Source organism: Enterobacter sp. BIGb0383 (assembly GCF_003751845.1).
In the GTDB taxonomy this organism is placed as follows: domain Bacteria; phylum Pseudomonadota; class Gammaproteobacteria; order Enterobacterales; family Enterobacteriaceae; genus BIGb0383.
In genome coordinates this window covers 87,643-100,967 of the sequence record NZ_RJKQ01000004.1, presented here as the reverse complement: position 1 = coordinate 100,967, position 13,325 = coordinate 87,643, and the positions used below count along the sequence as shown (strand labels likewise).

8 protein-coding genes and 1 pseudogene are annotated in these 13,325 nt (G+C 53.0%); 4 read left to right on the top strand and 5 right to left on the bottom strand.

What is annotated here, in order from left to right; translation table 11 throughout:
• Window positions 1–210 precede the first annotated feature (210 nt).
• The 5 genes from EDF81_RS18505 to EDF81_RS18485 all read right to left on the bottom strand — a co-directional run bounded on the left by EDF81_RS18505 (window position 211) and on the right by EDF81_RS18485 (window position 3,093).
• Entirely contained in the window at window positions 211–684 is a 474-nt protein-coding gene (locus tag EDF81_RS18505) for a hypothetical protein (RefSeq protein WP_123349641.1), read from the bottom strand.
• Window positions 685–802: 118 nt separating this feature from the next.
• Entirely contained in the window at window positions 803–1,519 is a 717-nt protein-coding gene (locus EDF81_RS18500; protein ID WP_148049944.1) for a hypothetical protein, read from the bottom strand.
• Complete coding sequence (locus EDF81_RS18495) at window positions 1,516–2,010, bottom strand: hypothetical protein (RefSeq protein WP_123349639.1); 495 nt, start codon at window positions 2,008–2,010, stop codon at window positions 1,516–1,518. Before EDF81_RS18495 ends, EDF81_RS18500 begins: the two co-directional genes overlap by 4 nt.
• 3 nt (window positions 2,011–2,013) lie before the next feature.
• Complete coding sequence (locus EDF81_RS18490; protein WP_123349638.1) at window positions 2,014–2,850, bottom strand: ParA family protein; 837 nt, start codon at window positions 2,848–2,850, stop codon at window positions 2,014–2,016.
• 51 nt (window positions 2,851–2,901) lie between these two features.
• Entirely contained in the window at window positions 2,902–3,093 is a 192-nt protein-coding gene (locus EDF81_RS18485) for a toxin-antitoxin system HicB family antitoxin (RefSeq protein WP_123349637.1), read from the bottom strand.
• Window positions 3,094–3,220: 127 nt separating this feature from the next.
• Between EDF81_RS18485 and EDF81_RS18480 the strand changes: the two are divergent.
• The 4 genes and pseudogenes from EDF81_RS18480 to EDF81_RS23970 all read left to right on the top strand — a co-directional run.
• Window positions 3,221–3,412 (top strand): annotated as a pseudogene (locus EDF81_RS18480) (SymE family type I addiction module toxin); the annotation flags it as partial.
• A 693-nt stretch (window positions 3,413–4,105) separates the two neighbouring features.
• Window positions 4,106–5,710 carry a ShlB/FhaC/HecB family hemolysin secretion/activation protein gene (locus EDF81_RS18475; protein WP_184999569.1) on the top strand — a complete coding sequence of 535 codons (1,605 nt, stop codon included), beginning with the start codon at window positions 4,106–4,108 and terminating at the stop codon, window positions 5,708–5,710.
• A gap of 50 nt (window positions 5,711–5,760) precedes the next feature.
• Entirely contained in the window at window positions 5,761–13,092 is a 7,332-nt protein-coding gene (locus EDF81_RS18470) for a hemagglutinin repeat-containing protein (RefSeq protein WP_123349634.1), read from the top strand.
• Window positions 13,092–13,295, top strand: a complete 204-nt coding sequence (locus EDF81_RS23970; protein ID WP_148049943.1) for a hypothetical protein — start codon at window positions 13,092–13,094, stop codon at window positions 13,293–13,295. Before EDF81_RS18470 ends, EDF81_RS23970 begins: the two co-directional genes overlap by 1 nt.
• Window positions 13,296–13,325: the final 30 nt, after the last annotated feature.

Genomic DNA, 13,325 nt, shown 5'->3' with positions numbered 1-13,325 from the left:
ACGGGATATAACGCATGACTTTTGTTCAAACCGAAGAGTCGCACTGCTTAATTCGACCGCCATTATAATACTTACATAAACTTCCAGTTTTAACCGTGATAGTACCTTGTCGATAATACAAAAGTAGAATGAGAGTTATCTAGAACTTATGTAGCTCACTTCATTCTCGACCCCAGATAACTCTCCATTTCTAAAAAACTAAAGCAGTCCTCAAAAATCAATAGACAATTCCCTATCAAGATCTGAGGCCAGACTCAAAGCTTCACTTGGACACTTCCCATTCTCAAGCAATGTATCCCAAAAGTTTTTATCAAAACACCCATCTAAATACAGATATCTGCAAATATGAATAAGGTCACTTCTATCCCAACCATCAGAACTAAAACTCCTTACGCCCAGCTCATCTTCTAGGCCATAAAAGGTAAGATCTTCCTTCTTATGCCAAGCATCATCAAGTCGTTTTAACAGAAATGAAACCTTGTATTGAGAGGTGACAAAAAAATCAGCATAAAGTTCATGCGGCCTGCGAGGCACACTTCCATCTGTATCGCTCATCACCGGATATACACCAGACTCCCAAGCGTAAAGGTATGCATCTCCAAATTCGCCATGATGTTTACCAATATGAAGAACCTGCAGCCTTTGCTGGATAAACAGGGACTCCATAATATCTCGCTCAATCATAAAACCTCCTAATGAATTATTTAAAAATATTTAGCAGAAGTATTTACACCTGCAAAAAATCAATCGCAATCGTCTTATATTATCCAAAAAAAATCATATCCACATAATGAATAAAGATTCATCGCTCAATTTTATGAATGATTCTCTTATCTTCCATCGAAAGAAGCAAAGAAATCAAATCCTTATGAGTGTGATGGGCTTTATGATAAACATCTGGAGCAATCTTTAATATTACGGAGGAGATAACATTAATAAGCTTAATATAGAGCTCACCTATCAATGAGAATTGTTGATTATTTGATATCGGGAAATTTCCAATACAATCAATCTGTTGCATATTAATCACAGATGCAGTATGCACATCAGCACATAGAATGGCATACTTTTCACTTATAAAATTCTTTTCACTTATTGCCTGCTTTAAAAAAACATTATGTGACAAAGCAATTTCTATCACTCGATATACACTTGTTTCATTAACAACATTAATATCAATCAAACTTCCAATTGCTTTCGAAAAATTTTCAATACAACTTCTCATTAATAAGCGCGCCGCTTTATAACACCCATGAATAGCAATAAAGAAAACAGTCCCTAACTCTGACAACACTTCATTCATTCTAGATTTAAATATAACGTCAACTTCACTAGGAATTGTTGGTAAAAAATTATTACCATTAATGAGTTCATGATGTAACGATAAAAACGCGTAATACCTTTTATGCATTTTTTTTACTAGGTTACTAAACATAACATCAGATTCAGAATAAGGTATTTTATATTCACTTATGAATCTCATTAAATCTGAATAATCCAAAGCAATCGCACGCATCATAAATCCTCATTCAAAGATTGAATGACTTCATTCCAACTAAATGTAGTTGAGTTATTTTTTTTATTATAAATTGATTTCTTACGCCCTTCATCTGATACAATTTTCTCTAAGGCCATAACCAATTTTTTCAATCCAACATCATCTAAAAAACTAGCTTCACAAACTACATGCCCGATGATCTCATATTTGGATTTCTTATAATGCCTAGGTATCTTAACGCCAAGAATTTCCTCAGAAAAAATAGCAATTTCGTCATTACTTCCAAACAACTCTTGATCGAGGAAAAGGGTCGGCAAAGCACCAGTCAAAAAATGTTTATTAGGATTTTTAGGGGAGTAACCTATAGAACTTGATATCTCTTTAGTATCAACCAAAGATGAGTCTAATAAATTATAGACCTTCTTAAGATCGGCCGCAGAATACTCCGACATAATCCATGATAGCTCTTCAAGAAGTTTTTTAACCCTAATGATTTCATTTCTCTTTAACATTTATTATGCCTCCGCCCTTTCTATAACTTCTTTTGTAATTCTAGACATAGATATGTTTAAGTCATGATCATCCAAATCTAAAATAAAAGATTGGTTTCCTTGCCCTCTTGCAATGGCTGTTCTTTTAGGCAATGACTTAGATATTCTCTTGCCTTTCCAATATGTATTATTATCAATAAAATCAACAGCATCAGAAAATACTATCGTATTTTCTTCAGCCATCGTGAGAACAACACCCAAGCATGACAAATTTAATCCGTAATTGGAAGTAATACCATTTACAACAACTCTAAGCAAATCAATGCCTGTAGCTGAAAGGGGTTCCGGACGAACTGGTGTTAAATAGTAATCAGATGCAATTAAGGCAGCTGACATCCATGCCGATGGGGTTGGCGGAGTGTCAATAATTACCCAGTCGAATAAATCATTAGTACGCAAATGATTTATGTAGTTTCGGAGACGCATCTCTTTCCCTTGTCCAGACCCCATCTCTAAACGATGCAACTCTAAAGCTCCCGGAAGAAGATCAAATCCATTCCTAATATTATAGGGAATTATTTCCTCTATTTTTTTTGGAGGAATGGTAGTTGTCCCATTAACAGAACTAACAACACTAAGTGGAGTATCATTAAAAACATCAAGAACAGTGTAACCTTTATTTGAGAGATACTCTTTATAACTATTGCCATTCATTATACATTGAGTTGCATTAAATTGAGGGTCTATATCGATAAGTAATACTCTTTTACCTTCTCTTCTATTTAATACATCCGCGAGATTTACCGCCAACGTCGTCTTAGCAACACCGCCTTTCATGTTTACCAAGCTTAATACTTTCATGAAAACACCTCATTTATTATATTATTTAGAAAATAATTAGTAAGAAATGTACTACCCGTTCGGACTAATACCCCTGCTACGCAGCGCCTCCCTCGCCAGTTCCTTCAACCAGCTGGCGAGGCTAACACCTTCTTCCGCCGCAACAGCATCAAGCTGTTCCTTTAATGCTGGATCAATACGCATTTTGAACTGCGGAGACTGGCCTCCACCTTTTGGTTTTTTTTCGCGCGATATTGTTGACATGAGGCCACCTATTTAACTATCCCTGATATATAGGAGGCCACCTAAAGGCATCCTGTACTAACAACGCTCCAGCAGTGTTGGCCCACGACCGGAGCGTCTAACCACACCAACGATCAAGGAGTTGATTATGGCTAATCCGCATTCTATCTCAGACGCCCCGATTGCAGAAACCGAACGCAGCGTAATTGTGGGATACCGCCCGCAGGGCCGGGATAAAAGTACGCCGAAACTACAGCTTTCCGGGAAGTGGCTGCGCGAAGCAGGGTTTGATACCGGGACAAGTATTACAGTGAAGGTGATGGCAGGCCGTATTGTGCTGGAGCCGGTAAGCGCGCTAACAACTGCTTAGCATCGGCCCCGCAACGCAACCTGTAAGGCTTTCTTACAGGTTCACAATGAAACGTCGGAAGATACTCAAAGCTGAACCAGACTTGCGTAATGGTGGCCGGGCCAGGTCGGCAGAAAAAGTCTCTATTCTGGCTGCATAGCCTGATAAACATCGAGTTGTTCGGTTTTACCGAACAACTGCCAGCTATGGCAAAAACGACCGCGTTCAGTACGTGAATCCACCCGAGTGAAACACTCGAGGAAAGATCCTCACCTGCCTGTAATAACTTTACTTTCTGATGTTTCTGACAATTTTAACCATGCACTCAGCGCCATTACGAACAGGCTCACCACCCGAGATACCGCACCCCAGCACCGCTCCCTTCGCCCAATAGATGCAATTTTTTTAACTGTTCATTGAGAATAATCGGAAAACGCCCCTACCCGACCTCACACTTATTTACACATCTTCACAGTTTTCCTATCATCGCGCCTGATTACTTCTTAAGCACCCAATCACAAACTAAGAGACGTAGCAGGGATGATACGCAACACACAGACAGGGACGACCCGAGGCACAACGCCGTTCATTTTTTCAGCGCTTACATTAGTCACGCTGATACATTCCGCTTCCCTGTCCGCAGCGCCTGTCCTGCCGCCTGAGCGTCCGGCGGGCGAAAAAGAGATGATCGACCGGACCCTTCAGTCCCAGCAGCAGCGCCAGAGAGCCCTTGAAGAGACCCTGACGCCGCCGACGCCGGACGTGCGTCTTTCCCCGCCCGCATCCTCTTTTGGCCGGATCACCTTTGAGAAAGAAACGCCCTGTTTCCAGATCGATAAGGTCGAACTGAGCGGTCAGGAAGCCCTGCCGCACTGGCTTCCGCTACAGCGTCTTGCCCGTCAGGGTGAAGGCAATTGTCTTGGTGGAAAAGGCATTAACCTGCTGATGAGCACCCTGCAAAACCGTCTGATTGACCACGGCTATATAACCTCCCGCGTGCTGGCCCCGAATCAGGATCTGACCCGTGGCACGCTGTCGCTGGTGATCCTGCCCGGCTATGTCCGCGAGGTGAAACACACCGCCGACAGCGACCGCTGGCTGACGCTCTATACCGCGTTTCCGGCCCACGAGGGCAATCTGCTGGATCTGCGGGACATTGAGCAGGGGCTGGAGAATCTGCAGCGTCTGCCGACGGTGCAGGCCAATATGGAAGTGGTCCCCGGCGAGCAGCCCGGCGAGAGCGATATCCTGGTGCAGTGGCAGCAGCAAAAAATGTGGCGTCTGGGGGCCTCGCTGGATGACGCGGGATCCGTCGCCACCGGGCGTTATCAGGGCGGCGCAACCCTGTCGCTGGATAATCCCTTCTCACTCAGCGATCTCTTTTATATCTCCGGGACCCGCAGCCTGAAAACCGGCAGCGACAAGGGCAGTAAAAACATCACCGCCCACTACTCCGTGCCCTTCGGCTACTGGATGTTCGGTGCCACGGCCAGCGATTACGACTATCGCCAGACGGTGGCGGGCCTGAACCAGGATTATCTCTACAAAGGCAAACGCAAGAATCTCAACCTTCAGCTGAGCCGGGTCCTGCACCGCAGCGGCACGCAGAAAACCTCCGTCAGCTGGGACGTACTGACCAGCGAATCACGCAACTATATCGAAGATACCGAAGTTGACGTGCAGCACCGTAAAACCTCCGCCTGGCGGCTGGGGCTCGCCCATCGCCACTATATCGGCCAGAGCACGCTGGATGCAGGCATCAGCTATCAGCGCGGCACCCGCTGGTTCGGGGCTATCCCGGCCCCGGAGGAGTATAGCGGCGATGCCACGGCGAAAAGCAAAATCGTCACCCTCAGCGCCGGTCTGGATGTGCCCTTCGAGCTGGCCGGGGAGTCGTTGCGCTACAACGTGCAGTATCAGCGGCAAATCAGCTCGATGGCCCTGACGCCGCAGGATGAGTTCTCCATCGGCGGACGCTGGACGGTGCGCGGCTTTGACGGCGAGCGCAACCTCAGCGCCAGCCGCGGCTGGTACGTGCGCAACGATCTCGCCTGGCGCACGCCGCTGCCGCAGCAGGAGTTCTATCTGGGTGCGGATTACGGCGAAGTCGGCGGCACCAGCAGCTCCGGCATGCTGATCGGTAAACATCTGGCGGGCGGCGTCGCCGGCCTGCGCGGCAATGCTTTCAATACCGGGTACGACCTTTTTGCCGGCGTGCCCTTCTCGAGACCTGACGGCTTTAAAACCAGCTCTTACACCCTGGGCTTTAGCCTGAACTGGAGCTACTGAGTCGTCACCTCACGGAATAACGGGTTTCCGGATATTATTGGGATTTAAGGATGAACAAAAATCTGTATCGTATCGTGTTCAACAAAGTACGCGGTATGCTGGTGGTGGTGGCAGAAATCACCCGGAGCTGTCGTGCGGTAGCCTGCCCGTCTTCCGGGGCCGCAAGCGTGCAGCGTCAGTGCGTGACTCGCCTGAACGCCCTCGCCTTTGGCCTGTTGCTGGCGCTGGGCGCGGTGCAACCGGCAGCGGCCAATGTTGTCGCCGATAAAAGCGCGCCGGGCTCGCAGCAGCCGACCATTATCAACAGCGCCAACGGTACGACGCAGGTCAATATCCAGTCGCCGAGCCAGGGCGGGGTCTCCCGCAACGTCTACAGCCAGTTCGACGTCGATAACAAAGGCGTGATCCTCAATAACAGCCGCAATAATACCCCGACCCAGATCGGCGGGATGGTGGCCGCCAACCCGTGGCTGACGAAGGGCGAAGCGAAAATCATCCTCAATGAAGTCAACTCCCGGGACCCGAGCCGCCTTAATGGCTATGTCGAGGTGGCCGGTAAAAAAGCCCAGGTGGTGATCGCCAACCCGTCGGGCATTACCTGCGACGGCTGCGGCTTTATCAACGCCAACCGCGCGACCCTGACCACCGGCCAGGCGCAGATGAATAACGGCAACCTGACCGGCTATGACGTCAGCAGGGGCGAGATCGTGATTCAGGGCAAGGGGATGGATACCTCCCGCCAGGATTACACCGACATTATTGCCCGTTCGGTCAAAGTGAATGCCGGACTCTGGGCCAACGACCTGAAGGTCACCGCCGGAGCCAACACCGTCGATGCCGCGCATGAAAACGTCGTCGCCAAAGCCGGTGATGCCGAGACCCGTCCTCAGCTGGCGGTGGATGTCGCCAGCCTTGGCGGGATGTACGCAGGCAAAATCCGCCTGACCGGAACCGAAGCGGGCGTTGGCGTGCGTAACGCCGGGAATATCGGTGCCCAGGCCGGAACGGTGGTGGTCACCGCCGACGGCAGGATTGAGAACAGCGGCAACATCAACAGCACGGGCGATATGCAGCTCGCCGCAGGCAGCGTCAGCAATAGCGGCAAACTCTACTCCGGCGGCAGCGCAGACGTCAGCAGCCGGGGCGAAATCGAGCATAGCGGTACCCTCGCCACCGCCGACAACCTGACCCTGCGCGGAAGCCGTATCACCGCAACTGCACAAAGCACCCTTGCCGCCGGTATCGATAAAAACGGGCGCGCGGGCGAGCACGGCGACGTCAGCCTCTCCAGCGACGGCCGTCTGACCCTGCAGGGACAAAATATCGCAGGCGGCACCCTGACCGCCAAAGGTAAAGGGATCGATGCCAGCGGTAGCCGGACGGCAACAGGCAATACTTCCCTCGATGCCGGTGACGGCGATCTGGACCTGCGCCAGGCCAGAGTGGATGCCACCGGCACACTGGAGGCGCGCAGCACCGGCAGCCTGCTGAACGACGGCGGCACCCTGAGCGGCAAAAACGTCAACCTTAACGCCCGCAGCATCGCAAACCGCGAGGGCAACCTTGTGGCCGGGCAGAGAATGGACGTCACGGCTGATGCCGTCAGCGGCGACGGCAAAATCCTCTCCGAAGGCGACCTGATGCTTAGCCTGCAACAGGGCTTTACCAACCAGAGTCAGGTTCTGGCCAATGGCGATCTGACCCTGACCAGCGGCGGCAGTCTCGACAACCAGGGCAAACTGCTGGCGGGTAAAAAACTGACCGTACAGGCCGCCAGCGCCACCAACGGCCAGAAAGCCGAGCTGGGTGGAGATGAAACGCACCTTACCCTGCGCGATTCCCTGACCAACCGCGGCCTGATCGATGGCTCCCTGACCCATATTGAAACCGGCACCCTTTCCAACCTGGGCAGCGGACGTATTTACGGCGACCATCTCGCCATCAAGGCGAATACCCTGGATAACGGCGCAGAGAACGGCGTGGCCGCCACCCTCGCCGCCCGCGACCGGCTGGATATCGGCACCGGAACACTGAACAACACCGGCAATGGCCTGATCTACAGCGCTGGCGCAATGGCTATCGGCGGCGATCTCGACACCAATCTGAACGCAACCGGGATCGGCGCCGTGTTGACCAACCGCGGCGCCACCCTGGAGTCGGGCGGCGATATGCGCCTTGATATGGATACCATCCATAACCTCAACAACCATCTGGTCACGCAGGTGGTGGTGACGGAGACCAGCAATCGCCATGAAGCGGTGCTGAGCGGCAGAACCCAGCGCTACGACTGGAGCGACGTCGATACCAGCAGGAAGAACAAGTACGGCGTACACTCCGCCAGAATGCCGGACGGCAGCAGCGACGACGAATTCTACGAATATAACTACACCCGCACCGTCCAGGAAACTCGCGTGATAGAGAGCGAGCCGGGAAAAATTCTCTCCGGCGGCAACCTCACCATTAACAGCGACCGGATGAATAACCTCGACAGCCAGGTTATCGCGGCGAAGGTGCTGGGTGGCGTGATTCGCCTGCTCAATAACGACCCCACTGACGGGATAAAAATCATCACCGACGTTGGCAGCCAGACCCGCTGGTACGCCAGGAAAAAGAAACGCAAGGTCGGCGGCACCAAAACCTCGCAGGGGAGAGATACCGGGAGCTATCGGCCCTCGCCGGTAACCCAGACCATCTCCCTCAGCACGACGGCATGGGAAGGCAATAACCCTGCCGAGGGCGGCAGCGATCGCCCGGTCGCGTTACCTGCCGGCCAGACCTGGGAGAGCGCGAAAAACAGCACCGGTGAAGTAGTGCGCACCGGCGTCGGGGACACCTCCGTTCCCTCCGGTAGCCTCTACACCGTGCACGCCGAATCGACCAGCCACTACCTGGTGGAGACCGATCCGCGCTTTACCAATGAGCGCACCTGGCTCGGCTCCGACTATATGCAGAACGCCCTGTCACCCAACGGGGACAGAGTCCTGAAACGCCTCGGCGACGGTTTCTATGAGCAGCAGCTGATCCGCAGCCAGGTCGCGAACCTGACCGGCCAGCGCTATCTCAGCGGCTTCGACGATGATAACGCCCAGTACAAAGCCCTGATGGATGCGGGGATCGCCTTCTCACGCGAGCACAACCTCACCCTCGGCGTGGCGCTCAGCGCGGATCAGATGGCTCTGCTGACCTCGGATATGGTGTGGATGGTCGAGCAGACCGTGCAGCTCCCGGACGGCAGCAGCCAGCGCGTGGTGGTTCCGCAGGTCTATGTGCGGGTGAAAGAGGGCGACGTGAACGGCAACGGCTCCCTGCTGGCGGGCAACCGCGTGGCATTGCAGACCGCAGGCGACCTCAACAACGGCGGCACCATTGCCGGGCGCGAGATTGCCGCCATTTCGGCAAACAACGTCAATAACAGCGGTCTGATCCGCGGCGGCACCATCGATATCGCCGCGCTTACCGATTTCAATAACGTCGGTGGCACCCTGCTGGCGGACGATGCCCTGCAGGTCACCGCCGGGCGCAACCTGAACAGTACCAGCACCCTTAGCGGGGATGAGAGCAACCGCAGCCTGGATCGCACCGCCGGGATTTACGTCCAGAACGACGGCGGCAAGCTGGTGTTGCAGGGCGTGAACGATATCAACCTCGACGCCACCCTGGTGGGGAATAACGGCAAAGAGAGCACCACTCTGCTGGCGGCCGGGAACAATATAAACCTCGGCACAATCACCACCACCCACAGCGAACATGGCGACTGGGGAAGCGATAACTACCGCGACCTGGCCCAGCGCAGCGAAGTCGGGAGCGAGATCTCCGGCAGCGGCAGCGTGAAGCTTTCGGCGGGCAACGATCTTAACGCCCGGGCGGCCTCGGTGAATGCCGCCGATGCCCTGAGCGCGGCAGCCGGGAACAATATCAATATTGTCGCCGGGGAGTCAGCGTACCACCTGACCGAACACAGCAAACAGACCAGCAAGGGCTTCCTCTCCGGCAGTTCGCTGGAGACCCACGACGAGATTGAAGCCACCCAGGCAACGGCCAGTAACATTACCGGCGACAGCGTGACGCTGCTGGCCGGAAACGACATGACGGTACGCGGCAGCAACGTGGCGGGCGAGAAAGACGTCCGCCTGGCGGCGGGCAACAACCTGACCCTCGACACGGCGGAAGAGCAGCGCCAGGAAAACCATCTGCGCAAAGAGAGCAAATCCGGCCTGATGGGCACCGGCGGGATCGGCTTCTCCATCGGCAGCCAGAGCATCAAAACCACCGACGACGGCAAAAGTACCAGCCATGCCATCAGCACCGTCGGCAGCAGCGCGGGCAGTCTCAGCCTTGAAGCGGGTAACGACCTCTCCGCCCACAGCGCCGAGCTGATCGCCGCGAAGGATATGAGCCTGGAGGGCAAGAACGTCGCCATCACCGCCGCCAGCGACAGCAGCGAGCAGACCCATAAGGTCGAGCAGAAGAAGAGCGGCTTTACCCTCGCCCTCTCCGGCGCCGTCGGCAGCGCGCTCAATACCGCCGTAGAGACCGTCAACCAGGCGCAGGAGACTCAGGACAGCCGGATCGCCGCGCTGCAGCAGACCAAAGCGGCCCTCTCAGGGGTGCAGGCCGGACAAGCGGCCTGGCTTGCTGCCGAGCAGTACGGGACGCCGGGTGCATCGGACAACGCCATTGGCGTCAGCCTTTCTTACGGCAGCCAGTCCTCGACGTCCACCCAGCACAGCGAGCAGGTCACCGCCCGCGGCGGGAGTCTGACCGCCGGGGATAATGTCAGCATCACCGCTAACGGCAGCGGCGCGAAAGGTACCGACGGCGATATCCTCCTGCAGGGCACCACCGTGCAGGCCGGGAAAGACCTCAACCTGGTCGCTAACCGCGATATCTACCTTGTCTCGGCTCAGAACACCTCCCTGCTGACCGGCAGCAACAAGAGCAGCGGCGGCAGCATCGGGGTGGGTATCGGCTTCGGCGGCTCCCAGACGGGTATCAGCATCTCCGCCAGCCTTAACAAGGGTAAAGGCCACGAAAGCGGCAACGGCACCACCCATACCGAAACCTTGCTGAACGCCGGGCAGACGGTGAACCTGGTCAGCGGCCGCGACACCACCCTGACGGGCGCGCAGGTCAGCGGCGAGACGGTCAAAGCCGACGTCGGCCGCAACCTGACGATGACCAGCGAGCAGGACAGCGACCGCTACGACTCGAAACAGCAGAACGCCAGCGTCGGGGGCAGCTTTACCTTTGGCTCCATGGCCGTTAACGCCAGCGTCAACCTCAGCCGCGACAAGATGCACAGCAACTACGACAGCGTGGTTGAGCAGACCGGTATCTTCGCCGGCAAAGGCGGCTTCGACGTCACCGTCGGCGAACACACCCAGCTCGACGGCGCGGTCATCGGCTCCACCGCCACGGCAGACAAGAATAAACTCGATACCGGCACTCTCGGCTTCAGCGATATCCACAACCAGGCCGACTATAAGGTCGAGCATCAGAGTATCGGCCTGAGTACCGGGGGCAGCATCGCCGGTCAGTTCGCCGGGAATATGGCCAACACCATGCTGGCGGGCGTCAACAAAGACGGCCACGACAGCGGCACCACCAAAGCCGCCGTCAGCGATGGCGCACTGGTTGTCCGCGATCAGGATAAACAAACTCAGGACGTAGCGAACCTCAGCCGCGACGCAGAGAACGCCAACGGCAGCATCAACCAGATATTCGACAAAGAGAAAGAGCAGAAGCGTATTCAGCAGGCGCAGCTGATTGGGGAGTTAAGCACCCAGGTATCGGATATTGTGCGGACCCAGGGTGCTATCGCCGCAGCGACAGATGCCAAAGAGAAGATGGGCAATATCAGCCAGGAAGACCGGGACAAGGCGCGTGCCGACTGGATAAAGGCCAATCCGGGCAAAGAGCCGGATGAGAAGGCGCTCAACAAGCAGGTCTATCAGAACTTCTACGACAAAGCCTTTAACGACACCAAACTCGGCACCGGCGGCGCAGTTCAGCAGGGTATCCAGGCCGCCACCGCTGCGGTCCAGGGTCTGGCTGGCGGCGATATCGCTGCGGCGATTGCTAACGGGGCAGCGCCCTATCTGGCCGAGGTCATCGGTCATAAAATGGGTATCGACAATAACACCGAAGCCAAAGCGATTGCGCACGCCATTGTCGGGGCAGCGCTGGCGGCGGCTCAGGGGCAGAACGCTGCCGCAGGCGCGACCGGCGCGGCACTCGGCGAGATAACGGCGGGGATACTGAAAGACCAGCTGTACGGTGATACCCCCATCGCTGACCTGACCGAAACTCAGAAACAGACCCTGAGCGCTCTGGCCACCCTGTCCTCCGGGCTGGCCGGTGGCCTGGTCGGGGACAGTACGGGAAGCGCGGTGTATGCGGCGCAGGCAGGGAAGACGACGGCGGAGAATAACTATCTTAGCTTTGATGAAGCAAGAGAATTTGATAAAGCAATTACAAAATGCAACGCTGCAGGAACTGACTGTCAACCAGTTATAGACCATTACGCTAAATTAAATAAAACAAACTCAGATAAATACAAAGCAGATTGTGATAGCAATTCACTCAGTTGTACTGCTGGATATGAAAAGTTAAAACTTGATGGCGGCGTTTCGGCTGCAGAAAGACCGACATGGCTATATGGCTCTTTAGACAATGACGATGTCAGAAATGCTGTTCTGTATGAAAATTACAAAGATCTCGAATATGGTATGAGTAAATCAGACAACTGGGATCGGTTTGGAGCGTTTGTTGCAGAACCTGAAAATTTTTTTGGATTATTAGCAGGTGGGCGTTCTCTACTAAGCTCCAATATATCAACTGGCGCTAAATTAATGGGCTCTGGTTTAAGCATGAGCGCTAATGCTGGTGTTCAGATATTTAATGGAAACACAGGCGATAAATTTGATTATTTAAACTTCTTCACTTCAGGTGTTACAGGTTGGGGCGGAACAGGAAAATCACTCCAGACTAACATGGGGCTTAATGTTGGCGGCGCTTATTTTACAAGCAATGTTACAGGGCAAAACTCCGAAGCTGCCATGGTTGGAGCTGGTTTTGGAACCATGATAGGTTACGGGCTAGGATCAACTATTACGGGAAGAATGGAAGCGGCCGAAATTAAGAATCATTTTGGGATGCCTGCGAGTAAAAAAGCTTACGAATACAGTGATAAAGCAAGATATTCTGACTTCATAACAGAAGGCACAAAATTCAGCCCAGTCCCTGGTATTATTGGCAGCGCTGCAGGCTCTGGCACATTAGAATATAGTGGTTCCAAAGTAAATAGCAATATTATTAAAAACAAGAGTAACGGAAGCGCAAATGACACAAAAACACAAGAAAAAAATAAGGTGAATCAATAATGAAAGTTTCACTAAACCACTTAATTATACTTGTAATTATCTGTGGCATCTCATTTTCATTAATATTTATATCCTCAGAATGGATTTTAACTGATAAGTCCATTCCTGAATTAGAATGGGCAGATGGATTTAAGATAGGTAGCATAATTGGCGGTTGTGTTGGTGCCGCCATTTGGCTTATGTATAAATTTAATATACGTTGAGTCGATTTTGATATATCTAAATGGCTTCGC